Source organism: Atlantibacter hermannii, from assembly GCF_009907385.1.
Classification (GTDB): Bacteria; Pseudomonadota; Gammaproteobacteria; order Enterobacterales; family Enterobacteriaceae; genus Atlantibacter; species Atlantibacter hermannii_A.
Window position 1 is genome coordinate 18,063 of record NZ_JAAATR010000016.1, and the last position, 26,616, is coordinate 44,678.

A 26,616-nucleotide genomic window follows, 5' to 3' on the forward strand; every position below is an offset into this window, starting at 1 on the left:
TATGTTAATGCGCTATTTTGAATTCTTGGCTTCAGATAAGCGAAGCGCGGTAATTATAGACTCGGAGCTTACCCAGGGCGTTTTTTGAGCAAGATATCCAAGTATGTAGAGGCCAATTTTAACGCAATCCATTTGTGAGACGGGGACCATGTGCATGAAGGGTTTTAAGCCATCTTTATCGACTGGAACTATCCCTGCGGATAACAACAAACCGCCCCTCTCGTTTGGGGTAACGCTTATATTTTTGTATACGACGTGGCCATGATGTGAGGTTTTCCTCTTATCAATCTTTAAAGTATGCATGATTCTAAGAAATACAGATGCCATCTGCATAACTTCATTCGTCGACAATTTTAGAAGTACAGAACGGTTTGAGCCCCAGTCATAATCTTTTTTTGCGTTCCTTGGAGCGACGTGCAATGTAAGATAATAATTATCAATCTCATTTGAAAAAGGTGAAGGTTTTGATGAGCTAACATCTTCATTGTTCATCTCAATGACAAGGGCTGCATCCTGACCAAATGCTTTAACATTATGGTTTTTAAGAGCGAAGTCTGAAGTTGCCATATAAAAAGTCACTTTTGATAAAACCACATACCGCCTAATGATTCATCATCGGCAAGATGCTTGAAATTTGATAGTGTAAATCCTGTTTTGGTTTCAGAAATCACCAGGCTGTAAGATGCCGTATGTACAAGGCGAGAATTGTTTAGATCAAGATCATCACAAAAACCAGGGCTTTTGACGGGGTCAGCCTTTTCAACAAAAGTTACTTTTGAAGCGATGCCGTTGATCACGATTTTCTCGTTATCAGCAATTTTAATGTTTAAAGAAGGCGAGCTTTTATCACATGGCAGGAAGAGTGATGTCTTTTTAAATGTGTTTCCAGTGAAGTCCAAAAGGTCAGGTTTAACCGGAACATTGTTTAGGATTTTATAAACTCCAGCAAATGCACATAACACAACAAAACCAGATAAAACATATCTAATCTTAGACTTCATCCCCCAGTTCCTCTCCTAAAAGTTTTAACGCGCTTACGCACATAAGCCTCAACTGATACAGTAAGTTATCAGCGGTTATTCCACCAACGAAGGTAACTGTACGTCGTATTGATGCTCCGCCAGGCTCGCACTGGATATGGCCAATACCAGAATCACGGAGGAAGTCATTTTCTGCACTTACAAGGTCTGACTCTACAGGTGGAATGATAACTTCAATGAGTATTGTATCAACTGGGGCCCACTCCCAATCGAACTTAAGAGAGGAAATTGGGGATATAGAAACAAGAAGCTCATCAATATTAAAAATTACGGGTTTTATTCCCATAACCTCAGACTGAATGAAGTGGCTTTCTACCATAACTACCGGAAACTCTGAAATAGTCAGAACTCCGATTAACTGGTCTCGGCGTAAACCATGTATTAGTGAGTTGCGAGATAGCATTCGATCAGCCTTTATTATAATAATCAATCATTTGGGACAAGGACAAAAGGGATTACAGAAACGAAGATTCTACATGAACATCGTTGTCAGTGACCTTAGGTCCATCGGGTATAAGGGTATCAAAAAATCCTTACATAACCATTAAACCACAAAGACTTTTTACGTAAAATAATAATTAAGTACCAGATTTATTAAGATAATTCTTAGGTTTTTTACAAATTTAGGAAAAATCCGCACTTCCTGTAACAGCATCCAAATTAACCTAAAATACCGTTTCATTAACAGTAATTTTACAGATTCAGCTGAAGCCTGAGTTTATTATAACAAAAAAAAGGCCAGCAAGTATGCTGGCTTTCCTGGTAAGACAAGTTGAACTCAGAAGTCGATTGTACTGTCTCTCACCTATCTTGCCAAAGTCGCTAGTCGCTTGTTTGCCTTAGCTTTAGATTTTATGCTTATGGAGGCGGTTTGATTTTCATCCGATACTTTTTCTAGCACTGGCACCACAGAGGAAATGGACTTTTCTTTTGAAATTTTGGATGCACCTGGGCTTTGTTGAATAAATCAGATTTCGGGTAAGTCTCCCCCGTAGCGGGTTGTGTTTTCAGGCAATACGCACGCTTTCAGGCATACCTGCTTTCGTCATTTTGTTCAGCGCTCGTACCAGGGCCATAGCCTCCGCAACCTGACCATCGTAGTCACGCAGCGTCAGTGAACCCCCGAACAGCTGTTTTACCCGGTACATCGCCGTTTCCGCTATCGAGCGACGGTTGTAATCTGTTGTCCATTTCCACCGCGCATTACTCCCGGTCATTCGCTGATTAGCCACTGCACGGTTACGGTCTGCATATTCACCGGGCCAGTAACCCGCACCTTTTCGGGGAGGGATAAGCGCGCTGATTTTCTTACGCCGCAGTTCATCGTGACATAGCCGGGTATCGTAAGCGCCATCGGCGGCGGCTGACCTGATTTTCCGGTGGGTTTGCCGGATTAACCCGGGGAAGGCCTCTGAGTCCGTAACATTGTTCAGCGACAGGTCAGCGCAGATGATTTCATGTGTTTTACTGTCAACGGCGAGATGCAGCTTACGCCAGATACGGCGGCGTTCCTGGCCATGCTTTTTGACTTTCCACTCGCCTTCACCGAAGACCTTCAGCCCGGTGGAATCAATTACCAGGTGTGCGATTTCACCCCGGGTGGACGTTTTGAAACTGACATTAACCGACTTTGCCCGCCTGCTGACACAGCTGTAATCCGGGCAGCGTAGCGGAACGTTCATCAGAGAAAAAATGGAATCAATAAAGCCCTGCGCAGCGCGCAGGGTCAGCCTGAATACGCGTTTAATGACCAGCACAGTCGTGATGGCAAGGTCAGAATAGCGCTGAGGTCTGCCTCGTGAAGAAGGTGTTGCTGACTCATACCAGGCCTGAATAGCTTCATCATCCAGCCAGAAAGTTATGGAGCCACGGTTGATGAGGGCTTTATTGTAGGTGGGCCAGTTGGTGATTTTGAACTTTTGCTTTGCCACGGAACGGTCTGCGTTGTCGGGAAGATGCGTGATCTGATCCTTCAACTCAGCAAAAGTTCGATTTATTCAACAAAGCCATGCACCTGAAGAAAGTGGGCTTTCAGATGGTATAGAGGTATCGCTTCCCTCATTTTCAATCTTCACACCAAAGCAGGCATGTTCCTTTTGTACAAGGAAGGTTTCTTTTACAGAAACAGAATCCTGCTTTGAATTATCTAATTGTAGAGGTGTTAAATACTCCATAAACTTTTGATCTAAGACATTCTCTAGCAATACATTAATAGGAGGCTTAGGTTCAGTATCTATAGTATTTCCATCATTCAGAAACCTATTAAGATCTGCAAGTGTTAATCTTTCGTTTAAACCATTTATAAAATTTGCCAAGTCAGGAAATAAATTATTTAATACCAACCCGGTACTAATAGCCGACCTAATTAAATCCAGTTGGTCACCCCTATGACAAAGTTCTGTTTTTTTCAAGAAACTATAAACATAGGGTGCTTTTCTTTCGGATATCCAGAAAGACCGGATCTGAATCCGGTCGTTATCTGCCTTATTTGAGATAGGGTATTTAGCCATGTTCTAGCTCATTATTCTGAATAAATAGTATCAGCAATTGCCAAAGATAATGCGAACTGCGGATTGTCTACCATGATAACTTTAGCCGTTTCAAAATGTTTACGAATAGCTGTTTCGATGAGATATGAACCTCCCCCAACAAGGAAAACATTATGAGGCCTCTCTTCGACTTGTGTAACCGCTCTGATTACTTTACTTTGCAACTTCTGTACCGCAGAGTTTACCGCATCAAAAACACCGTCACGCTTGTCCTCTGCAACCTTCAAAGCTGATTTATCATGACGATTATCAACAAGATGATGAATGTAAGCATTACTCGTATTCAGTTTCTCAGATTCAAGATACCTGCTGATCTCATCGTAAACAATAGAACAACCAATACGGTCAAAACCTTTTACTTTCGAAATCTGTTCTAATTGCCCAGTAATACTTGCAACATCAAGAGTAGTACCACCAAGATCAATTACCAAACTTGATTCAAATGAAGCAATATCCTCAATTTCATCTGCCCGGGTCACAGCTGGTAAAGATTCAGGGAAAACAGTCACAGACAAAACGTTAAAAGAATAGCGTTTACCGTCAAGATAACGCTCTACTGGTTTCATCAGATTATCTTTTTTTCTCTGAATATTTTCAATATTCGTTTCCCCTAAAGCAGTATAGAACTGGCTAAGTGGTAAAGTAACAAAGAGGTGAACATCCTGAGGAACTAAACCAGAAGCATGAAGTGCATGGTGAACATTTAACCGGCTAATTTCATCGTATTGGTGAGATACATCAGTCGATTCCAGTGAGTTACTAGATTCGCTGTGATGCGAAAACCTTTCCAGCCCATCAATAAGATAGTTAAAAGGATTGAGACCCTCATGGCGAACACGGAAATCTGGAACAAAACTATTTTGTGTAAGCAAGGGAACTAATTCGTTTCTTTCATTAAGACAAACCAGTTTTGCAGCTTTACTTCCATCATCGACAACGATTTTTAAAGCTTCAGTGATATCCTGCACTGATGGTGAAACAGGACTTTCAGATTTTAATAGTTCAGCCATAAAAACTCTCTTTTATTAATAGGACCATATTAGATATTAACTTTATACATTAATGGTGACCTATTATCAACATTAACACTATTAAAAAAATACGTAAGTCTATGTTATTTCAGCATCCTTCCATTTTAAATACCTTACCGTTAAATTTCCTGTATTCATGTATTAACCATGTTTATAAAGGAGCCAATTATAATCAGAAAGTTACTTTGCATCCTAAGTATGAACTGTTTGAGAGCCAGGACTGGGGCCTTTACCTGTAAGTAACAAAGGTCCTTAGGCTTAGAATCCAAAATGACGCCTTTTTGTAAAAAAATCATAGTTCGAAATACCGTATCATCGATGTAAACATACGTAGAGGAATTTATGGCAGCTGAGCACGTCCAAACTATAGACCTTACAAACTTCTCCGGAAGGATTTTCTTTCTGGCAGATCCTCATGGACATTACTCTGCGCTGTGCAACTTGATCCAATCAGTTACAAAGCCAGAAGAAGAGATAGTAATTTTCTCTACTGGAAATTTGTTTGACTATGGGCCGGAACCCATAGAATTGATGAAGGCGATAAACAGTGGCTTTTTCGATGGACGTTTTGTGAGGCATTTCTCAGCTGCCGGAGCCGGAGAAGAAATGTTAAAAAAATTGTTACCATTAAACAAAGACCGGAGAACATTTTACCCCAGCACATACCTCAATGAGAGATGGTGTGTAATGGGCGGAAAGTGGCATAAAGCTGTGAATCGTTACTATTTAGAGGAAGAGGTAAAAAAACTTCTTAATACCCAGCTTGGTACGATGATGCAGATTTTACTAAAAGGCGATATAAAAATTGGGGTTTGCCCTTCTGATTACGCCCCTATCCGCACATCATTCACTGATACTTATAATGCGCTTCAAGCATTCAACTATGCCAATGTGAATATTTTTCAGAGCCAGTTTCTATTCGGTATGGACCATGCCGTAATACCAATGATGATAAATGACGTCAACCTTATGGTCCTAGGTAGGAATCCTGTAAACAGCATTCGAAAAGCCCATGGTCGTACTCAAAACAATCTTCCAGTACTGATCGGTAATTGTTTGCATATAAATACTGGATCACTCTATATGTCAAAATTAGAAGACCAGGTAATAGTTGCTCCGGGTATACCGCAAACTGACTCACCAGCACTTACATTAGTAGAAATAATCATGAAGAACAATCCAGTTTTATTGTGTCATCAGCTAATACAAACAACAAACAAGTTTTATTCACTTAAAACCTATCCTTTAGAACTCGATTCGATTGAAAACAACATTGAGGTAACAAGATGAAGATAAATTGGAAGATTATCTCAATTTCAACATTACTTTTGCATCTTCACGCAGCAGCTGCACCACATCAAGAGAAAGAGCATAGAAAAGATGCTTTTTCTTCTGCCGCACAGAAAAGTGATTCACTTATATCTGCTAAAGCGGAGCTTATAAACGGAAGGTGGTTTATAAATGGTAAATATAGGCCTGTTCTAAAGACCAGCATGACCAAAACCAATTTCTTAGAAATCATGAATGTTTCAAATAAAGAATCACTTTTTATTGTGATACCAAAACTTGAGTATAATATCATTGCCAAAAATAAAATCTTACTAAATGAAAAAATTGCATTAAGCGAAGGCACATCCGGAAAAAGCATTGTTTGGGTCGAGCCAAAATCAAGTCTAACTATATCGTTTATAAATGACCTTGCTAATACGCCCCTTCAGGCTATCGTTTCGATCACAAGAAACAACAAAGATATAATTGCCATCTTTGGACCGGATCAGGGTAAAGGGTTTACTCTTCCCGGAAATACGTCTAATGATCAAGTGTCCGTTCCTGACTATTCTGACCTAAATATAAAAAAACTTAACATACCTCAAAGTGTTGGTAATCCAGTAACCATCAATCCTAAAGAGAAGAATTACCTCTTAGTTGGACAAGGAAAATATGAAATCTTATCTCTTCCTAAATATCAACATTTAGTATTTTCTGAACCCGTTTATATTGAGAAAAGAAAAAATATCCTCGGTGGTTATGGTTATTGGACGAAAGAAACAATTCTCTACCCCGGTGAATCATTATCTTTTATAACGAGCGCCAAAAACAATCTAAGGAAGCGGGATGATTAAAGTTATCACACTTTTATTGTTTGCATTACTGACTGGTTGTCAGTCAGTAGAAAGTAAAATCGAAGAACTCCCGACAGTTGGTTTTGACCCTATTCTATACAATAAAAGTGAGGCCTTTACTGACGGAAAAGTTACTTTACGTGTCGAAAGTTCAGGAACTGATGTTTGGCTTGTCGCCAAGAATGGAACCAGAAGTTTTATTGAGCTTTCAGGCCTAACGCTAGGTGGTAGTCGTTGTGCTTACAATGCCCGTAGTAAGCAACTTTTGCCCCCAGGCAGCGTAAGCACATTCGTAGTTCCTACGGTTGGAATGCTTGGACTTTGCTTCAACAATGAAGATCAACTTATGTTTATTAACCGTGCTTTTAGCAGAATCTCTCCCAAAGCAAAAGGAAAAGATTCGCTTTCGCTTTTATTTTCTGTTAGTTACGATTTTCCCGGAAAAGCGGACCTAATTACTAACCACGATTTTCAAGAGTTATATCTTTTATTTTTGAATGAGGATAATCTATGAAACAAACATTAATTGTTATTTTAATATGTTTTTGTCACACGGCTTTAGCATATCCATACCGTATCTATACTGTCCCGGAAGGGGCATTAGTAAAAAACATACTAACTAATGAATATCTAGGAAAAACCCCTGTGGTTGTGGACGTGAGCAATACCGAAGCTGGTTCTACTTTTGGGATTTCATTATTTAGACATGAAAATGTTGCTATAAAGATTTTTACAGTAATGCCTTCAGCAGAAAATAATTTTGCTGTTTCTGGACCTGACGTTGCAACTATGTCATTGCCGGGAAAAGCACCTTTAAACGTAGTAAATGATGGGAATGGCGCTTCTGTTCATATAGAACTAAGACCTTATATGTCAGAACCTGCGCACACCCCATATTAATATAACAAGAAATTAAAAATATAAATCATATGAACTGCATCATAAAGATGCAGTTCAATATTTATTCTGGTACTTTTAATTTTTCTTTTATGAACTCCTCTAGTTCCTTAATAAAACCCGCATTTATCCTATTGAATTCAAAGCGAATTTTTCTACCAGTATTGTTTTTACTGATTCTTGCATACTTATCTTTGTTATCAAAAGTAATAAGATCACTTGTTTCCCATTTTGTGGAATAAGTTTTTTCACAAACACTTTCCACAGATTGTGTGATTTTTTCCATTACAACTTTTTGAGCAACCTGGAGATCTCCAATGTCTAAATCTTTTGTTTCCTCTTTAACATTATCTATTACTTCATCTAAAGGAAATAGATTTTTTTGCACATATTTCTGTAAACGAGACAAGCGACTATAATAGGAGTTCGGGATTCCTTCATAATCCGGGAATAAAGAGATCAATGTTTCGTCAATACGGGCCGCCTGGATTCTTTTGGCTACCGATACATGACTAATCCCAAGATATGCTGCGAGTTCTTCATTAGTAGAAAATCCTTTTTCTTCCATTTTTTTGATAAATTGAAACCCAACTTCTCTATATGAAAATTTTCGAGATGTTTGTGCTGCGGATATAATTGAATTTATATCATCTTCGGTTAGTTCATCCGGAAGAACCCACAGGGGGAGATCCTTTTCTGCCTTTATACAGCAGAAACGTCTGCGACTTCCTTCTATTAATAAATAAACCCCATCTCTTTTTACAGCGATCCCTTCGGTATCGACCCCTCTTTCTTCAATCTGCTTAAGAATATCTCTAACAGAATAATCTGTAAGGGCTTCTTGATTTCGTGGGTTCGCTGGATGGACTAAGGTCTCCTTCTCCACTCTCTGGGCTGGAACAATCACATGTTCCGCTTCAAGTCTCCGGCCCTTATGAAGAGTGAATAACTTTTTTATGCGAGGTGCTGTTTTCAAACCCGCAAGACCTGAACGGTGACCGACTTCTGTCCGCTTTGGTGCGTTTAAATATCGAGATTTATCATTCCCGATATGTTGCTCATCGCTCATGCGTTAACTCCTTGCTTAGCTGAAAAACTTTTTATTTCATTTATAAATTGCTGATATACCTGTAATACAGATTCTTCTGCGACATCAAGCTGCTTTGCGGAACAAAGTTCCTCTGATTTTTTGATATCAAGCACTGTACGCCCTTTGGAAGCAGCTGCCTTAAATGCTTCAGAATTTTTTATGTTAGCGGACATCAAAAGGTCCTGAACAGTTCTGATTAATTTATCCAAAACTATTCTTTCATATGGACTTTTGTCATCTACATTGACAGCAAGAACTTTGAACCATTTTAAATTGTCGCCCTTACTTGGTGATTGTTTAAACCTTTCACTTATTGTAAGCATGAAGTCTGTAGTAGAGGCGTAATCATATTCACGTGGTGACACTGCGACAAGAATCCCATCGGCCGCTTCGTCAGCAGCCCAGATCAAAGGTGAATCTTCAGGTGGAGTGTCTATAATAATCAAATCATAGTTCTGCTTCAGTACCGGTAAGATAACTTCCTTGAAACGTAGTAACAAAGACGTACGTTCTTCTCTAGAACATTGCCAGTATTTATCTTTAAAACGAGCATCTGTCGGAAAAGCCGTTATTACGTCCAAGTTTGGCAGATGCGTTGAAAAAGGCATATTAGTGATGATTTCTTCTTCAGAGAATCCTGAATCTAAATATTTTTTATACTCAGAATTTTCTTCATAAATTCCAAGGATTGCATCAATTGCTGTAAGGAAGACATCATCTTCTGAGACACTTTGAATCATGCTGCTTCCAATCGAACCTTGTGGGTCCCATTCGATCATTAATACACGTGCATTGAGTTGTAGATCTAAAGCAGCTGCTACTGCTAAAGCTACAGATGTAGTGCTTTTCCCTGTACCGCCTTTATGATTCTGAGTAACAATAGCTCTGCTAAAGTAATGATCGCGGTACTTGGGATAACCCAGGGCATCCATTATTTTTTGAACATCCCAGCGGGTGTAAAGATGATTTTTGTTTTGATAAATAGGTGCACCAACAAGTTCTTTTTCTTCTAAGTCCGAAAGTATTTTATTGAACGTTACTCGTGACTTCCCAAAAAAATCAGAGAGATTTTTTTTATTCAAACAGTGGTTATAGATCAGTCTATCAACACCATCAACACTATCATCAGAAACAGATACTCTTGATGAAGCCATCAGAGATTCCTTTAGAGAAATCTGCTCGCTTTTCATGCGCTGACCAACGAGGGCGATCTTTTCAAGTAAATTCATGGTTATGACCTTTTTGCACTGAAAACCGACTTTTACGCATATATGTAAACTTTACGTATAATGCGTCCATTTCCTTGTTATGCGTACAATTCTATCCTTAGTTTCAATCTTAAGCTAATGTTTGTTTACTTTTTTATGATTTTTTGTGAGCTTAACTTGCAGATGTGAGCTCAGACTCTCTAGTCCATACCTAATGCACAACCTGTTTAAACCACGATTCTTGTCTCCTTCTCTACGCTTTGAAGTTAAGAGCTCCATTAATGAATCTTCACGCCTACCCTATTTCTTGCTTAGACCCTAAAATCTATCTCACCGGTGTGCTGATATACGTTTCCTAACTGTGAACCGTTGTCGTCAGTCCAGTCTAAAGATATGAGGTGTTAATCTCTTGAGGAGGCACACTACGAATTATGGGAGCAGAGTTAGCAACCTCACCCCGAAATGAAACCCAACTTAAGGAGGCAACCCCAGTGTGGAGATTAAGGGGGTTAAATCTGCCAGCGGCTGACAGTGTCCCAGCTGCTGCTCAGTCACACCACGCCCTGATTTAATCCCCTGCCCGGTATTGTAATGACCGAAAAAAACCCGTGCACTGGTGTCGGCAGACCGGCATGCATGAATATGACGTTAATCTGTATCAGCAGGCACTTTTCGCATAATGGGAGCAAGTGATAGCAACGCCGCCCAGAACGGAATGCCAACATCAGGACTGAACCCAAGTTTGGCGATTAAGGGGGTTAAATTTGCAAGCGGATGACAGTGCCCCCAGCTGCTGCTCAGTCACACCACGCTTGATTAAATCTCTCGCCAGGTCTTGTTTTGACCGAAAATAGCCCAAGCACTGATGTCGGCAGACCGGCATATAGGAATATGACGTTAATCTGTATCAGCAGGTACATTTCGCATTATGTGAGCAAGTGATAGCAACCCAGCCCGGAACTGAAGGCCAGCATGAGGACAGAACCCCAGTTTGGCGATTAAGGGGGTTAAATCTCACAGCGGCTGACAGTGCCTTCAGATGCTGCTCAGGCATACTACTCTCCCTGATATAATCTCCCATATGTTCTTGAGATCGTCGGAAATCGCCCATGCACCGGTGTCGGCAGACCGGTATGCAGTAATGTGAATTTAATCTGCATCATCAAGCACATTTCGTATTATGGAAGTAAGTGTTAGTAAACCAAAGCCCGCCCAGAACGGAAGGTCAACATCAGAACAGAATCCCAGTTTGGCGATTAAGGGTGTTAAATCTGCAAGCTGCTGACAGTGCCCCAGTTGCTGCTCAGTCACACCACGCCCTGATAGAATCTCCTGCCCGGAAATGTGATGACCGAAAAAAGCCCGTGCACTGGTGTCGGCAGACCGGCACGCAGGAATATGACGTTAATCTGTATCAGCAGGTACATCTCGCATTAGGGAGCAAGTGATAGCAACCCCGCCCAGAACTGAAGGCCAGCATGAGGACAGAACCCCAGTTTGGCGATTAAGGGGGTTAAATCCGGCAGCGTGAGTAAGTGCCCGTGCTGTGTTAAAGAAATATTCCCTAAGGACAATCTTCCGCTCGGCCTTTTGTATAAAGTTGTCACCCCGGGAGCGGGGATCACTTTACCTGCTTAGCCTAAATCTTACGTCAATCGCTATCCGGAATTTTAGCTTAATGGTCCTGAGCAAGTTAAAAGGGCTACCCATAATGACGTCCCCAGATGGTGATAAAGGAGTTAATTCCGCCTTCGGCTTACAGTGCCGCAGCTGCTGCTCAGCAACACCACGCCCTGATTAAATCTCCCGCCTGTCCTTGTGATGACCAAAAATAGTCCGTGCACTGGCGTCGTAAGACCGGCATACAGGAATGAGGCGTTAATCTTTATTAGGTGGCAGGATTCGCATCATGGGAGCAAGGGCCCTAGAACTGTAGACTAACATTAGAAAATCACAGTTTGGCGATAAAGGGGGTTAAATAAGTTAAAAGTCTTCGGTGAGCAAATTGGATAAATTTTCAGAAACCAAACCGTTAATAATAAACTTTTAGAAGAATGATTAAAGGATATTAAGTTTTGTATGCAAAATGACACCAGTGATCTGTTTTCACTAATAATGCCGCGCTACTTTGATTACCTTTGGTAAACAAAAATGTAATTTACGTGATTTTCATCTTATAATGTCAGTATTGAAGTTATAAATTTTGTTTACTTAATGCGTACACAACCTAACTGCGATTTGTATTTATGTCACTGTTTTTACACCACATTAATTATAAAACCAAAATTTGCAGCACAGTGATGAACTCATTAAGTCACAACCTCATTTGTTTACTTAAGGCATACAATAAAAAACCAGATTCTTATGAGACATCTGGTTTAATTATTTTTGCTTGAAGATATTTACTCTACGCGGCCAAACCCGCTGCTACTTCTTGAGCATAGAGAATTTCTATTGCCTCGCCATAGCTACAATTCTCGCGGCTTTGAATTTCCCATAATTTACTCCTGTCAGCACTATCCGTAGTAAAACAAAGCTCCATTTTCCGGTCTACGTATAACCGACAGATCTCTTGGAAGTTTTCGAACCTGACTAACATCTCTGAAAACACCTTTTTGACTGTACGAATATTTTTCATACGTTCATATTCTGCATCTGAAGTAGAAAAATATTTATTAGCCTTCATTGCTTCAATGCTTTCTTTTTCTTGTTTCATGATTATCTTCCAAGGCGAGTTAGCAGTCAGGGCCCGGCCAACAGAAGAAGTAAAATAATCTTCAAACGACTGTGTGATACAGATGCCAGCGCAGTTTGTTTTCCTGAACCTACGCCATGCCGCTTCGAGGAAGGAAGAGAAGAATTGGTTTGATTGATTTCCGGCACCTGATGAATTATCAGGACGAATGTACTCCCATGCTTCATCAAGGATGAACAAGCGACGACGCCCATCTTTTTTGATGAACATTGCATGCTGAGCAGCCTGAATGATAGACATTAATACAACTGTCTGAAGGTGGGGGGTGCCTTTTAGCTCCTCCAGTTCCAAAACAATAAATCTGCTGTCGAAGTTGATTGGAGGCAACGTATCGGTAAACCGGTGCCCATAAATTCCACCTTCGCACCATGCTCCGAGTTGCTCCCCAATATCCTTTATACGTTTGTCTTCATGCTTCTTGCAACGCAGAGCAAAGCCGGTTATTGAACCGGTCCGACCTGATTTTCTGGATTCTTGGTACTCTTCTGCAATAAGCTGAAGCATCACTGATTGTTGATAATCATCGATAAGGCCTTTCTCTGAAGCCATAATTTTTAGCTGATTCAAAACCATTATGGTCTGAGCAACTTTGTCTTTTTCTGCATCGTTTGAAGTTGATTCACCGGTAAATTCAGGTGCTTCGTTAAATACATCGTCGTTAACAGTGATGTCAGTTAGGAAGGCAAAGGGATTTAGGGTGAAGTCAGGGGTTTTACCGAAATCAATAAATTGACTGTTTGTATATTGTTCCGCAATCCCCTGGTAAGAACGGCCCACGTCCACAACAAATACTTGAGCACCGTCAGGATCATCATCTGGGTATTCGTTTTCTAAAAAATGCTTAAATGTTGAGCGATAATGAACGAGGTTATTAGATCGCGGTCCAGCTCCAAGATAGTTATTGATTAGATATGCTGTCCAGAATGACTTCCCTGCACCTGACGTTGCACCAATAACCATGTTATAGCTTGCAGAAGTCTTGAAAATATCAAGTCCCATGAGTTGACCTTCACGAGAAACTAAACTCAGTACTGGTCTATCTGTATTACCTTTCCAGGGCCCAAAGATCGGTGTCATATGAGCCGCTCCGGTGTTGCTCACTACTTCGGAACGGTCAAGGTCGAAAATTGTCTTTGGGTCATTGCACATTGGCAGACATGACATAAATGACGGGAAAACGATAAAGGAATCATCTGCTACTTTGACCCGGCTTTCGAGGTAAAAGGATTTGAGATCGTTAGCTGCTGTCTGCACAGAATTGGCATTACTACCCATAACAGTGAAAGTAAGATACCCTCTTAAAAGCTTTGCGCCATCCTCAAGCTCGCGAGTTACGGCCATGTAGTCATTATCCATATCCCGCAGGCGAGGGCAGAATGTGACAACTGAAGGTATACTTGCCTGTTTATTAGTGATTGCTTTGTAGCGGACGTTTTCTTTTGACAACTTGAGCGGATCGGCAAACTGAACAGTCTGAGTGATCATAAATGGGCTGAAAATTGTCTTACGTCCATGCATCCAGTTAACTACTAACTCATACATACAACCGAAATTGACGTATTCAGGAAACTTTACAACGGAAAGTTGTTTGAAGTAACGATGCTCAGATTCGTCGTCACTTTGTGTGACTGATGAGAAATGATTTTCTGTGACTGTATACTTACGGCCGGGAACGTTAACTTGTTCATTAAGCCTTTTCATAGTGTTAACGTCTATGAAACCTTCAGCCCACCGGGAGTTCTTTCCGGGGTTTACGACCTTATCTATACAATAGAGCCAGTTTTCTGCATCGACCTTAAACGGATGCAATCCAATCGTAATTAACTTACTTACAAGTTCAGAGTAAAGTGAATCGATACGCGAATGTTCCAGCTCGGTAGGAAGGGCAGACTGTAAAGGAATCGATAGCGAGATCCATACCTGAAAATCCCTCAACATAAGGTTATCATGATCAGGTTTTAAAGGCTTATGCATACTTCTGTCGTAGTAGTCCAACTGATAACCATTAAGCAGATCTGCTTTAAGCTTATCGTTCCCAGTCATACGCCCACCTCGCACAGCTGACCAAGCACTAAGCTGTAAAGTCAGGTCTGGCAATGCAGTCAGAGATATTTGACAGACAGTATCTGTAGGGAAATCCATTTTGAACATTTCAGCAAGAACATCTTGCTGATTATCAAAAACTCCAGGGGATGGATTACAGATAAACATAAACCCTAATCTGTTGCCATCAATCAAAAAATAGTGAGTCCCTGCTAATTGATCGTAAACAGGGATAAACCCACCTAATTGATGGCGATTTAAACCGCTATTGTAATTATTGATAGCTTCCATATTTGACCTTACAGTTGTCTAACAATGCCGTTCGAAGAGACAGCTTTAGTTGCTTTTTGTTGCTGCTGCATATTTTCCCGGGCCGCATCCTGTACTTCTAAAGGAACTATGCGAGCTGGGTTTGAGGTCGAATTCTTGCCAGCAATCCATGTTTGCGGTTTTACGTTGACATAAACGTAGCCGGGAAGATTAAGCGCATCGTTATCATCGGTATAAGGTGCAAAAGTAATTCTCATTACTTTCCCCTGTTGCAGAACAGCAAGTGGTTCAGGAGCCACTACAGCTTGTTTATAACCTTGCGAACGGTATTGCTGGATCTGCCCAGGGTTGAGAGTCGGGTTAACGGGCTGGCCATTGTAAAGAGAGTACATATCCTTACCAGGGCTGATATCAGAATTAGGTGCAACGTAGCGTGGGGCATTTCCAGCAGAAACCGGATAGCTTGTTTGTTTAACGACTTCCGCAGCCGGATGAACGAAAGGGTTACCAGTTGAAGAGGCAGTGCTATAACTGCTAGTCATCCTTACGTTTGAATTAACCGGTACACCAGAAATAGGCCGTGGTCCAATGGATGAAGTAGGGGCACCCATTTTTAAAGTTTTATCGTACATGACAGGTAACTGACCAACTGGCTTAATTTCGGTTTTTGAATAAGCCACAGGCTGATTTTTAAGGGTAGTAGACTGTGGATATTTGACTTCCCCTGGAGGGCTAATTTCAGTTGGATAACGGCTGTCATTGACAGCCGATTTCTCCTTTCCCGATTCCGACTCTTCCCCCGCCAGTGCAGACAGATCATCTCGATTATTAGTTAACTCCATAACTTCGCGAGGACCTTTACAGATAACGCCCTTTTCAATGCCTGGACATTCGGATTCGGAACTACCGATGGAGCACCCCGTAAGATATGAGGATGTACCTACAACCAGAGCACTGAGTACCAATCTTTTGATGTTCATAAACTAGCCTTAATTTGTCTCAAATGGATTTTTTAAGAGAGGTTCAACGCTTTGGTTCAACCAGTAGTCGAAATCTTTTGGAATGCCATTACCAGCCAAACCATCCTGTCTGACAACTGAAGGTACACCCTGCAATTTATAAATTCCTGCGAGCATCAATGACGCTACCAAAGGTTCCGCCGGACATTCTTCTGCTTCTTTTTGAGAGAGCAATCTTTTTTCAATGTCGGATTTGCTTCCCATTAGCCAACGAAGAATATCGAGGTTGTTTATTTTTCCTTTTTCTTTACTACACCAGAGCCTTCTAAGCTCTTCTTTTGGCTCACCGGGTGAGGGAACTAAAACAATATCTATCCGATACTTGTCCCGATCTGCATAGAATTTCTTAACAAGTTCCATGCAACCGTCACAATCAAGTGTTATGAAAATGGCTGCTTGTCTTTTAAGCTTTGAATTTCCCAGAGGAATGGACGCTACAGTTTCCAGAGGGAAGGGGGCCTCATCAAGACTAATAAAATAGGAATTCCTGATTTCTTCTACAGTCAGAACAGGTTTACGTTTAATTACATCAACAAGGCTTCCCCCAGTAAGGGAGTATCGGCCATCGGTCGTTACTGCCATTAGCTGCGAACGTTCGTCCTGAAAGAGGTATAGCCCACCAGAAGGAATGTATATGGCATCCTTAGGTTTATATCCTTTCATTTTTGATAACACACCCGAGATCTGACTGGGTGAAACGCCACCTTCCTTTGCCTTTGCCATTAACGCAGCAGCATCACTATTAGTTAGGACCTGCTCTGAAGCATAAGTGACCGTATTCGCCATAATGGCGAAAGCCGCCATTAAAGGGAAAAGTAACTTTTTCACTATTGGGTGCCCTCTACTTCTTTGCATTATAAGAACTTGATTGTACCGCTTCAGAGCTATCTTCAAGTTCCATATAAGTGACGATTTCAACACTATCCGGTACAGTAACGGCAAGCGTTGCATCAATAATTAAATAGCCACGGTCACGGTAGATCTTCATTAATGTTCTGAAATATTCTTCGAATTGAGATCTATCATTGTCAGCAGTACGGCCTCCGTGATGCTTGAAAAATTCCTTACGTAATTCAGGCATGTCAAGCACTGCAATCTTGTACGAAGGCTGGGATTGTTTATTGAAGTAATCGTAAACATTCATAAAGCCTTTATAACCATAAATAATGACCAATACGGCAAAGGCGAAGAAAAATAAATACTTCAATATTTTTTCAATATCAATTTCGAAGGTAATTTTTTTTGTTGTCCTTTCTCGCACCATTTTTTTAGTGATTTCAGGTCCAGCTGATTCAGGCGATTCTTTTTTTTCTAAACTATCCATTTAAACCTCAGCGACTGGTCAGATTCGTTGGAATTGTAGTTCCGGTCTGAACGACAAATGTAATAGCTCGGCCAGGGCTAATTTCTACGATTGGCCACTGTTGTTCTGCAATTGCGGTGTAGTAATCGACGAGTCGATTAAGACCACCTTGAGCTGCACCAGCCCCGGCTAATGCCCCAAGTGCACCAAAATTAGGGGACTGATACTGAGCCTGTGAATTAGGGTCGATGTTAAGTGAAGATACCTTACTGGGACTTAAGCTACCGGCAAGTGAAGAAAGTCCACCGGCAAATGCAGCTCCTGCAATTGCGTTACCATTTCGGCTGATAAGCGTGCCTCGGATCCCATTTTTTCCGTCATTTTCACTTACAGCATATGCTTCCAGTTTTACGTCAAAAGCTTTCCCTTTTGAATTAACACAAGAGATAGAAGTGGCACGTATGTAAGCACGCTGTGACGCCAGATCACCAACAGCTGAACCCAGAAGGTTACAGTCACGCAAATCCATGGTGAAATTATTGGGCATGATGACATCTTTTTTAATACGCATCGTTACTGGCATTGGTTCTGATTTGGAAGAAAGGCTTGTAGGCGCTTCAAGCCCGGTAATCAGAACACCAGTGATAATAGATGTTGCCGGAAGAAACATTTCATCTTTTCGGGCAGCATGCCGCGCTTTGCTATCAACTGGCGCAGTACCATCACCTCGTACAGTCCGAGTTGGCGCTTTATCTCCTGCAATGACCTCTCTGCCTTCCTTGATTCTGTTTTCAGACACGGGCATAACCTGAATGACACCATCGGTACCATTAGTCTTAATGGAACTTTGTGTGATTGTTCTCATTGGGCTATTACGCGTAGGTGTGATAGAAGCGTAATTAGGGTTTACGCCATTAATCGGCGCATTAGCATTAAGCTGATAAGGAGCTGCCGGTGCCTGCTCATTAATCGTTTTACGCGAACTACCAGCATCCAAGTTACGATTGCCGTTTCGATTTGTCTGCATATCATTAATTTGCTGAGACAGCTGCTGAAGTTGAGAAGTTAAACTTGCAACTTGGGCTTTAGTTTCCTGTTGGGCTTTTTCTGCTTTTTCGCGGTCCTCTTTCGCCGCATTTTGGTCAAGTCGGTTTTGCTTAACCATTTCTTTATATACTTTCTGGCTTTCTTCATTACTCAATTTGTTCATTTGCGAATCATCTAACAACAAATTGGTCTGCATGTCTTTTTTCTGTGTTTTCTTTTCTTTCTTAACTGGTGTGGAAAAAATAGACTGGCTAATAATATAAACAATCACTACCAGCAGAGCGCCAATAACAGAAAGTCTGACGGTCTTATTTTCCCAGGCCTTTTTAATGTCCATGATTAGCTCCACTTGTAGGTTTCTGGAATCGTTTAATTTTTAGATTTCGTTCGCTGTCAGACATCTGAGGAACGATATAGGGTTCACCTGCTCTGGCCCAGTTTTCACGAACAGATGGATGATTCATTTCAGCTTTATCTATCTGGCTCGTTCTAGATATTTCATGTTTGTAATTAGGTTCCAAAACGTTACTTTTGTGATAGTCAAAAGCATTCTCCTCATTAATATTGCCCTCTCCTACAAATTTATCAATAAGAGTTGGATCGTTCATTATTACTGTCTGAACGGGAAAAGCGTTACTGCCATCTTCGATACTAATGGGTGCGTCCGGAACGATTAATACACTCCTTTTTGGTATATATTCTGACCTGTAGTAAAAGCTGGTTAAAGCAAATACGACAAAACCAATCACGGTGGCCCCAAGCAGAGCAGGCAAAGTAACTTTTCCCATATTATTTTCTGATTAGACTTGGTCTGGTTGTAACCCGGGCCTCGCGTTCCTTGAACAATTTATCCCGGACTATGTAAAGCTCTGTTTCTTCTCCCGGTTGCAGGTATGCTTTATCAAATAAAGCACTTGCAATAACGCCTTCTGCCATACACTGCTGATCAGCAACGATTTGACCGTATGGTTTATCGTTTTTCACAAGAATTACATCAATAAGTTCACGTGAGCCAACCAGTCTCTGACCGAGCTTTGCATACATATTAAAGTTACATGGTGACTGCTCTGGCGCAGGAATACGAGAAAGTCGGTCCTGTTGTAAACTGAATCCTGAAGGGACCTCACCAAGAGCCACAGGAGTCAATAAATCAATGATTCTTTGTTTATGATCGTCTTGTTTTGGATCCGTTGGAGCCAGTTCTTCTGACTGGGAGCGGGCCAACATTTCCTCATAGTTTTGCTTATCCAATGAGGTTTCACGTTTGGCTTGCATAGATGGGCTTAAAGATGTAGTAACTGAAATCATCGCACCGGGAACATCAAGCGGTACCAGGGTCAGGTTATAGGTCGATTCAGGTACCTGATCTTCAGACAACATAATCCCGATTGGTTTATCGGTATTAGTTGAAATAAAGACATCGCCACCATTAACAAATATGCTTGCCTCTTCAGCAGGGGTAGAAGTACTGACAGAAGCATTCTTGAAGCTGGTCGATATTCTGTTTTGAAGTCCTCGTGAAACTGGCAGTACCACATTCCCACCAGGCGGCACATTTACACGCTGAACTTCTTTATATCGGTTACGAGCTTCGACATAAAGTTCATCGGCTTTTGACGTGGCGGTCGCATTGGTTGCATTCTGCTGGGAAGAGGTACCTGTTGGTCTCCCATAGCTATCAATTGCACCAGATCGGGTCTGTGCGTCAAATCCGGGGAGACTAGGATTATTTGATAATGCTCCAGTAATAGCGCTTACCGCAGGCGAAGCATTGCTGGCTGGGGAAAGTTGCACGGTAGGGAGATCAGTTGTAGGTTTTTGTCCCTGCGCATTACCGGCTTCACTAAGGTTTGTTTGTGCACCTGACTGTTCAGAACCAGCTTGACCCGGAATAATGGCTTTTGCAGCTCCATTCTGAAATCCGTCAGCACCAACTGGCATTACAACCGGGTTATTAATTGTTGCTGGCAATTGGTATTCTTCAGCGATTACGCAGTTCGAAGTCGTGAGCATGATCAATGCTGTAATTGCGTTGAAGCCTAAGCCCTTTTTTTTAATCATCACTTGTTACCTGTAGACGGTGGCGGATTATCCAGCGTTGCCAGTTGCTCTTTGCCGTTTATCGTAATTTTTTTAATATTCGGTGTTCCGGAATATTGATTTACATATGCAATTCTTGGGCGACCATTTTTCATCCCGAGAACCCATTCATAAGTCCATTTCGATGATTCAGTTTTGTCCGGAACATTTACAAGTCGAGTCGTTTTGGTACCCCAGACATAGACCATGTCATTTTTTGGATCAAAGTAAATATCATTAGGCTTAAAGGTCTGCTCAACACCACGAGCCTGCATGATATTTATCTGCTCCTGTAAAGACTCACTCGTTTTAGCCTGTAGTTCAGGTGAAAGGGCATCGAGGACATAGGCCGTCACAAAGGAAATATTAGTTGGATTAATATTCCCTAAAAGGGTACTAAAAAAGAGAGCCCATTGTGTTTTATAAGATTCCGATGCTTTGTTACCAACAACCGTGATCTCTTCATTCATGTTTGGAGGGGTAACAATCGTCACTGGGTCAGTGAAAAAAAGAATCTTTGCAACCAATAACCCAATGACGGCTATTGAAACAGTATTAATGCGGATAAGTTTTGTATCACGATTAATCAGGGCGCTGTATGTAATTCCAGCACCTGACGCTTCAGCTTGTGGGCTAAATCGTTTTTTAATGTCCAAAAAACGTCCCTTAGCACTTTCATCTTTCTTTACGTATGACTGTTCAAGATCACCGTTTTCATCCTTTTTAGATTTTTTGAAAAAAGGGATGTTAATGCCACTTAGCATTTTCATTCATAGCTCCATCAAGAATACAAATCTCTGATAAATGGATCGTTGAAATAACGGCTACTAAAAACTGCTTTACCTGGCAAAAAACCGAGCCACCAGAGTTTGTGTTTTAGCAATCCTCTTATTCCTGACTCAGCTGCTTTGTTATACGCAATCCAATACACAACCGCTGCTACAACAGAAAACCCGAAGCATTCGAAGATATTCCCAAATGCAACCAGAATGAATGCAAGCCCTAATTTTTTGGCATCCCAAAACAAAATCAGTAGAGGCATGTTGATCCTGAAAGGGAATCTATAGGTATGCTGAGGAACGTCGTTCTGCTTACTCATTAAAAATCCAGAGAGGGGGATGAACCCCCTCATGCATGATTAACAATAAATTACAGCGGTACGCCAGCATCCATAAAGGTGCTGATAATTTTCTCGCCGTTGGCCATTACCAGCATCATGAATAATGAAACCAGTGCCAGGCCCGGGTTAGGCTTAAGGACAGAGAAATATACGCTTGAGATCAACATCGCGGCTGCCAGAATTTTGCCCGGAGCTCCAGTCATACTTTCACTCATGTATGACCAAATATCTCCCAGTGCCCCATCATCTGAACCCGCATATGCCAGACCGCAAAAAAGCACGGTCAGCAGAACAAACAAAATCACTTTTGCGCTTTTTGTTTTAAAAAGTGCAGCCGTGTTAGATTTCTTTTCACTAAGGCCAATATTTAAAGAAAGTTCCATAATTACTCCGTGTAGATTTGAGTTCACGTAAACGCGAATGAATAATACTTTTTTATTCCGATCCTTCCGTTCGCATAAACCCCCTTTTTTTAACGTTTAGCGATTGGTGAATTTTTAAGCAAAGGGCCTAAAGCATAATCTTTGAAAGGTACCAGTGAACGCTTAGTAAAAGTTTGAAAGAGGGGAGGGGGTAAGATTACGTTAAGCTCAATCCTGAAGCTGATGAGACTCCTCAAGCATAAAAGTCACTTTTGATGGTTTGAAAAGCTCTAACTAGATATCGGGCAGGTAACTAAGCTTCATATCTAATCTTTTTTGTTCCCTTATTATCTATCTCTTGATTCTGAGAAGGCCGCATATCACTGTGCTCCCTGGTTCGGCAACTATCAGTTGGAGAAACTACATACAATCCTCGGGCCGGTGCGTCATTCATCTAAATGCCTTTTACACCTCTGGGCGTGAGTGGGACTTTGTCTTGTCCATACGAACATCATTCATTCGAATGCTTTTGGCCAATGCTATTTAAGCAAATGCTTTCTGGCTGAGTCCTTTTGCGAATGAGTCTTTGATATAACTGCATGAATTTTGGGTTGTTTGGTGTACTAACAAAACAAAGGCATTTCTTTGAATGCCATTGGAGTTGTGATGCTTCTGATATTTTTTTGATCTCATATCAAGCACATAGTCCTTCTGATGCCCAATGTCATAGATGTCTTGGACCATTCTCGCTCTTAACAAAGCTGAACTGTGTGTCATTCGACCTAATGCCATTCACCAAAATGCCTTTTTATACCACTGCATAGCTATGCTCGGGATACAGTGGCAAACAAAAGCATTTCAATGAATGAATTTTTGGGATACCGACATCAAAAGCATTTGTATGAATGTAAGAGGCGTAATCCACAAAAGGCATTCACGTGAATAGAGTGCGCACGAAACCATCTTGCTCAACGGCATTTAATGAATGGGCTAGCATGTACGCTTGAGTCAGAAAGGCATACAGATGAATAGTCAGGAGTTCGTTTGAAAAGTTACTTTTTTGCACATTAAGCCGAGATGTAAGACCAGTAGTAAAAGAAGCACTAAGCATAGCACTGATAAATAACTTATTTTTCAGCAGGTTATAACCAGTGCATACCAGATAGCTTTCAACCTTGTTTGGCAAGGGCCAGCTTAGGGCTTCTTTTGAAGATCTGAAATTGTATGTCGCGACCTTTCTTAACTTCTTGATAATCGAGATATCCGATAGATTCAAGTTCCCGCATTGCTTTACGAATTATCTGGTTTTGCGTACGAATAGGGGTTGTAAGAAGCAACCTTTCCCTCAACCGTTTCATATTAACGAACAACGTACCAGCTGGCATTGCTTCAAAATAAATATAGAGAGATTGCGCAGCTTCTTTTTTAGCCAAAATGTATAGAACCTGAAGGCTTAACAATGTCTTATGGTCGTAACGATACAGTTCCCACATAGAAGGATCCCCAACCAGCTCAACAGTATCGCTTTTTGGATCAATCATAGCCTTCTGCACCAGATGCGTTACTGTGAACCGACCACTACGAGAGTCTGAGAAGGCAAGCACTACCGATGCAAGGTTCATTAATGACTCTTTAAAGCGCGCACGAGTTCGTTTGTTGATGTTTGTTGAACTGATACCACACATCTTCGCAAACTCGTTAAAAGTCAGGCTAATCTTCTCGGAAGTAAAACCATATTTACTGAAAGCCATGATGATCCCGAGCCAGCACTTAAAGTCGGTAGACATAGATAGTTTGACACCAGTTATCTTGATGTCGTCATAACCCTCCGATCTTGCAATTTCCATACACGAAAGCTCATCAGAGGCATCAACTTCAAAGTTTCGGTCGCGGTTTTCTTTTGTGCCGACAGGGGTAAATACACTCAATCTCAGCAGGGCCACGGGCTGAACCGACTTGGACGAGTTAGGCGTCAGTTGATAAGTCTTACCTGATTCATTACTGGTTACGTCAAAAGGATGGATTAACTCGTTGTTTTTAATCATTAACTTAACTCGTCGGTGATAAGATTTTCATTTGGCAAACTGTTTATAACATATTCTTGCAAATGCTTTTTACGCATTTACCTAAATGCCATAAGCATTCCAGTAAATGCCTTCCTTATTCATTCAAATGCTTTTCGCATGCATCCGAATGCCGGATCCTTTCATAAAGTTACTATAATCAATGAGTTAAAGATGCCGTGATCTTTACTTGAACTCTATTGATCTTTAGTGATCTAAAGAATTGATCTAACCTGTTGAAAACAATGATAAGTCCATATAAAACAAGGAATAGCGCTCCTTTATCAATATCTACAGATCGCAAACGGAAATGAAAGTGGGTTTACTATCATTGTTTTATTCAAGACAGTTTTTATTTTAATTTTATTAAGCAAATTTTTTGAGTTTACCTTTTAGATGTATCAGCCCTATTTGGCAAATTTGAGGTTCATGTATCATGTAGTAAACAGGAGGAAGATATGAACAACAGCAAACATACAGTCATTGAAGTGGATACTAATCTAGTTGAAATTGAAAAGGGATTTAATCCCCGAGAGGCGGTAATCGGAGATTTGTGTTACGAACAAGAACCTGTCAAATCGATGATTGTGTCAATCAAACAAGCCTTTAAGGAAGGAAGGCAGGTTGATATGATCAAGGTCGTAAAAAGAAAAGGTAAATATTTAGTTCGTCAAGGTCATACTCGTTTTCATGGCTTAAAATTAGCAATTTCTGAAGGTGCTAATATTCCAAAATTATCTGTTATCTTAATCGATTATAAAAACGAAATTGAAGAATACCTTGAGAACCTCGATGGTAACAGAAGCAATGGGCTAAATCCGGTTGGGCAAGCTCATGCATTAGCTCATGCTGTTAGTCTCGGGTATTCGGTTGAAGAACTAGCAATGCGATATCAACGATCAACTACCGCAATTCGTAATATGCTAAAAATCCTTGATATGCCATTAGAGCTTCAACGTTTGATTAGCCTAAATCTAATCAAAAAAACGCTCGCCATTGAAATAATGTTAAAATATTCCAACGATCACAAAATGGTTTTAAAACATATAGAAGGTTTCTTACCTGGCGTTAAGAATATTGAGACTACAACGAGCAAAATTGTAGGCATACCTGAACACAATGCAGCTGGAGCAGGACCAGACACCTTAAATAAAGGCGGACCAGAAAAGAAAAATTCGGCAGTCACACGTAAGACTTTGGGTATTAAGCGCCTCTCGCATAAGAAAACAGAACGGCTAAAATCTGAATTTCTTGAGCTTGTGGAAAGTACACATACGGAATCTATAACGAATACTCAAACAGAACTAAAATTTGGTAGAGATAGTGCACACTTGTTCAAAAATGTTGATAGTAAAAATGTAATATTTTCTGATGATGGTGTTCAAATAATCTTGAATGATGAAAAGCTAAATATTTTATTGTCTTTACTTAACGACGAAAATACAGCAATCATTCTTTCTAAACCAAAATTAGAAGAGCTTCTGGAAATTCGAGATCTCCTTAAGGAATAAAAACCCGAGGATTAGTTGAGTGATTAAACCTATAAAGCTGACTCTTATCGATAATTATAATGATTTGCTTCTAACTCATGAAGTCCTTAAACGCAACATGGAAGAGTTAGAACACGGTAAACGTTTTGACCAATTTCCTGAAGGGCATGACCACTATGAAAAAACTGTGAAAGAAGCTGTAGCAATCGTAGAGGCACGTTTGGAGGTGTTTCGAAAATGAAATCTCTTTTCTTTACTCTTGATGGTCATATGGTACCAGCCTCAGTGAATGTATCCCTTAACGGAGATGGAAATTATTATGCACCTATCGAAAGAGAATGTAACGAATGTGCGGGCACAGGCCACAAAGGGGCTGATGTATGTGAAAAGTGTCATGCGGTGCAAACAGTTGGACCCATTATTGAAAAATTAGTGGTACTAGAGCCAATTACCTTTCTCGATAACATTCCGGAACTGCGTGTTAACCCAACACTCGAAGCATGGAAATCCAGAAACCACGTACTTATTGAGAAAGCAAAAAAGGCTAACACTAAGTTTTCTAATAGTATATTGGCGCAACTAGACAATAACCGTTTTTTGACAGAACGCCAGCTGGATTGTTTCTTTACAACCTTTGATGTGATGTTGTCTGAAACTCCGGAAAATGAACAAGAAATTTTAAAACATAGCTACAATATCGGCCAGGTCATAAGCATTGAACTAACATTTACTGAAGTCAGGGCCGCGTACGCAAAAAGTAAAGGGAGTTATTTTTTTACATTTACTGGTAAAGTTAGAAATGACGGGATCGCTTTAACGGCCGATAAACAGGATCACATTTTATTGGGTGAACGTTATCATTTGACTGGAAAAGTCAGAAAATTCTATGATTTTGATTCGAAAAATTATGCTGCAATAACAGTTTTTAAGTTAAGTAAACTCCAAGACAGTTAAATGTTTTACTGCTTAAATATAGAGCCAAGACTTAAACTGTCGTTAGGACTCACTCACGTAATATTGTTGCTTACGCAATGGGTTTTATCCCTCATAAAGATCTGCGAGTATAAATCTTTTACATTTAAATTCCCCTCTATCACAACCTTTTCAATAGTAAAAAAATGATAATC

At 40.7% G+C, this 26,616-nt stretch carries 27 protein-coding genes; 7 read left to right on the forward strand and 20 right to left on the reverse strand.

Annotated features, from left to right (window positions below; all coding sequences use genetic code 11):
• Positions 1–12: 12 nt before the first annotated feature.
• The 6 genes from GV764_RS04575 to parM form a co-directional block, all read right to left on the reverse strand.
• Entirely contained in the window at positions 13–567 is a 555-nt protein-coding gene (locus tag GV764_RS04575) for a plasmid transfer protein (protein WP_000235773.1), read from the reverse strand.
• An 8-nt stretch (positions 568–575) separates the two neighbouring features.
• On the reverse strand, positions 576–1,001 hold the full coding sequence (locus GV764_RS04580) for a hypothetical protein (protein WP_000836981.1): 426 nt from the start codon (positions 999–1,001) through the stop codon (positions 576–578).
• A complete protein-coding gene (hdtA, locus tag GV764_RS04585; RefSeq protein WP_000952689.1) occupies positions 991–1,443 on the reverse strand; it encodes a H transfer determinant A in 453 nt (150 codons plus the stop codon). The genes GV764_RS04580 and hdtA overlap by 11 nt, the downstream gene beginning before the upstream one ends.
• Before the next feature lie 604 nt (positions 1,444–2,047).
• Positions 2,048–3,016: an IS5-like element IS903B family transposase gene (locus GV764_RS04590; RefSeq protein WP_031942297.1), complete on the reverse strand. Its 969-nt coding sequence runs from the start codon at positions 3,014–3,016 to the stop codon at positions 2,048–2,050.
• Between the two features lie 21 nt (positions 3,017–3,037).
• Entirely contained in the window at positions 3,038–3,550 is a 513-nt protein-coding gene (locus tag GV764_RS04595) for a hypothetical protein (protein WP_031942296.1), read from the reverse strand.
• A gap of 11 nt (positions 3,551–3,561) precedes the next feature.
• The gene (gene parM / locus GV764_RS04600) at positions 3,562–4,599 is read right to left on the reverse strand and encodes a plasmid segregation protein ParM domain-containing protein (protein WP_000818954.1); all 1,038 of its coding nucleotides are present in this window, start codon (positions 4,597–4,599) and stop codon (positions 3,562–3,564) included.
• 363 nt (positions 4,600–4,962) lie between these two features.
• Between parM and GV764_RS04605 the strand changes: the two genes are divergently transcribed.
• The 4 genes from GV764_RS04605 to GV764_RS04620 are packed head-to-tail and all read left to right on the forward strand — an operon-like array spanning position 4,963 to position 7,643.
• Positions 4,963–5,910, forward strand: a complete 948-nt coding sequence (locus GV764_RS04605; protein ID WP_000718595.1) for a metallophosphoesterase — start codon at positions 4,963–4,965, stop codon at positions 5,908–5,910.
• Positions 5,907–6,743 carry a hypothetical protein gene (locus tag GV764_RS04610; protein WP_000700976.1) on the forward strand — a complete coding sequence of 279 codons (837 nt, stop codon included), beginning with the start codon at positions 5,907–5,909 and terminating at the stop codon, positions 6,741–6,743. The genes GV764_RS04605 and GV764_RS04610 overlap by 4 nt, the downstream gene beginning before the upstream one ends.
• Positions 6,736–7,257 carry a hypothetical protein gene (locus GV764_RS04615; protein WP_000598517.1) on the forward strand — a complete coding sequence of 174 codons (522 nt, stop codon included), beginning with the start codon at positions 6,736–6,738 and terminating at the stop codon, positions 7,255–7,257. The genes GV764_RS04610 and GV764_RS04615 overlap by 8 nt, the downstream gene beginning before the upstream one ends.
• Positions 7,254–7,643, forward strand: a complete 390-nt coding sequence (locus GV764_RS04620) for a hypothetical protein (RefSeq protein WP_000815011.1) — start codon at positions 7,254–7,256, stop codon at positions 7,641–7,643. Before GV764_RS04615 ends, GV764_RS04620 begins: the two co-directional genes overlap by 4 nt.
• Positions 7,644–7,704: 61 nt before the next feature.
• Here GV764_RS04620 and GV764_RS04625 read toward each other — a convergent pair whose 3' ends face one another.
• From GV764_RS04625 to GV764_RS04685, 14 genes are all read right to left on the reverse strand, one after another.
• Positions 7,705–8,709 carry a ParB family protein gene (locus tag GV764_RS04625; protein WP_031942295.1) on the reverse strand — a complete coding sequence of 335 codons (1,005 nt, stop codon included), beginning with the start codon at positions 8,707–8,709 and terminating at the stop codon, positions 7,705–7,707.
• Entirely contained in the window at positions 8,706–9,959 is a 1,254-nt protein-coding gene (locus GV764_RS04630) for a ParA family protein (protein WP_001050364.1), read from the reverse strand. The genes GV764_RS04625 and GV764_RS04630 overlap by 4 nt, the downstream gene beginning before the upstream one ends.
• Before the next feature lie 1,128 nt (positions 9,960–11,087).
• Positions 11,088–11,249, reverse strand: a complete 162-nt coding sequence (locus GV764_RS21970; protein ID WP_001371949.1) for a hypothetical protein — start codon at positions 11,247–11,249, stop codon at positions 11,088–11,090.
• 1,096 nt (positions 11,250–12,345) lie between these two features.
• A complete protein-coding gene (locus GV764_RS04635) occupies positions 12,346–15,027 on the reverse strand; it encodes a TraC family protein (RefSeq protein WP_000387412.1) in 2,682 nt (893 codons plus the stop codon).
• 8 nt (positions 15,028–15,035) lie between these two features.
• Positions 15,036–15,986 carry an IncHI-type conjugal transfer lipoprotein TrhV gene (gene trhV / locus GV764_RS04640; RefSeq protein WP_001022588.1) on the reverse strand — a complete coding sequence of 317 codons (951 nt, stop codon included), beginning with the start codon at positions 15,984–15,986 and terminating at the stop codon, positions 15,036–15,038.
• Between the two features lie 9 nt (positions 15,987–15,995).
• Complete coding sequence (htdT, locus tag GV764_RS04645; RefSeq protein ID WP_182911723.1) at positions 15,996–16,748, reverse strand: protein-disulfide isomerase HtdT; 753 nt, start codon at positions 16,746–16,748, stop codon at positions 15,996–15,998.
• A gap of 118 nt (positions 16,749–16,866) precedes the next feature.
• The gene (locus GV764_RS04650) at positions 16,867–17,349 is read right to left on the reverse strand and encodes a hypothetical protein (RefSeq protein WP_000377632.1); all 483 of its coding nucleotides are present in this window, start codon (positions 17,347–17,349) and stop codon (positions 16,867–16,869) included.
• A 7-nt stretch (positions 17,350–17,356) separates the two neighbouring features.
• Positions 17,357–18,712: an IncHI-type conjugal transfer protein TrhB gene (gene trhB / locus GV764_RS04655; RefSeq protein WP_000351841.1), complete on the reverse strand. Its 1,356-nt coding sequence runs from the start codon at positions 18,710–18,712 to the stop codon at positions 17,357–17,359.
• On the reverse strand, positions 18,702–19,163 hold the full coding sequence (htdO, locus tag GV764_RS04660) for a plasmid transfer protein HtdO (protein WP_000521242.1): 462 nt from the start codon (positions 19,161–19,163) through the stop codon (positions 18,702–18,704). Before htdO ends, trhB begins: the two co-directional genes overlap by 11 nt.
• A 1-nt stretch (position 19,164) precedes the next feature.
• Positions 19,165–20,436 (reverse strand): TraK domain-containing protein, encoded by a 1,272-nt coding sequence (locus GV764_RS04665; protein WP_000592092.1) that lies wholly within the window; start codon positions 20,434–20,436, stop codon positions 19,165–19,167.
• The gene (locus tag GV764_RS04670; RefSeq protein WP_000783153.1) at positions 20,436–21,224 is read right to left on the reverse strand and encodes a TraE/TraK family type IV conjugative transfer system protein; all 789 of its coding nucleotides are present in this window, start codon (positions 21,222–21,224) and stop codon (positions 20,436–20,438) included. Before GV764_RS04670 ends, GV764_RS04665 begins: the two co-directional genes overlap by 1 nt.
• An 11-nt stretch (positions 21,225–21,235) precedes the next feature.
• Positions 21,236–21,586 (reverse strand): type IV conjugative transfer system protein TraL, encoded by a 351-nt coding sequence (locus GV764_RS04675; RefSeq protein WP_001447770.1) that lies wholly within the window; start codon positions 21,584–21,586, stop codon positions 21,236–21,238.
• A 17-nt stretch (positions 21,587–21,603) separates the two neighbouring features.
• Positions 21,604–21,957, reverse strand: coding sequence for a hypothetical protein (locus GV764_RS04680; protein WP_000423602.1), 354 nt, complete (start codon positions 21,955–21,957; stop codon positions 21,604–21,606).
• A 1,148-nt stretch (positions 21,958–23,105) separates the two neighbouring features.
• Positions 23,106–23,981 (reverse strand): RepB family plasmid replication initiator protein, encoded by an 876-nt coding sequence (locus GV764_RS04685; RefSeq protein ID WP_000594611.1) that lies wholly within the window; start codon positions 23,979–23,981, stop codon positions 23,106–23,108.
• 476 nt (positions 23,982–24,457) lie between these two features.
• On the opposite strand from GV764_RS04685, the gene GV764_RS04690 reads away from it, so the two are divergent.
• From GV764_RS04690 to GV764_RS04700, 3 genes are read left to right on the forward strand one after another with little or no spacing between them, the layout of a single operon-like run.
• Positions 24,458–25,510 (forward strand): hypothetical protein, encoded by a 1,053-nt coding sequence (locus GV764_RS04690; protein ID WP_001065778.1) that lies wholly within the window; start codon positions 24,458–24,460, stop codon positions 25,508–25,510.
• A gap of 19 nt (positions 25,511–25,529) precedes the next feature.
• A complete protein-coding gene (locus GV764_RS04695; RefSeq protein ID WP_000594930.1) occupies positions 25,530–25,730 on the forward strand; it encodes a hypothetical protein in 201 nt (66 codons plus the stop codon).
• On the forward strand, positions 25,727–26,443 hold the full coding sequence (locus GV764_RS04700) for a hypothetical protein (RefSeq protein WP_161659124.1): 717 nt from the start codon (positions 25,727–25,729) through the stop codon (positions 26,441–26,443). The genes GV764_RS04695 and GV764_RS04700 overlap by 4 nt, the downstream gene beginning before the upstream one ends.
• Positions 26,444–26,616 lie beyond the last annotated feature (173 nt).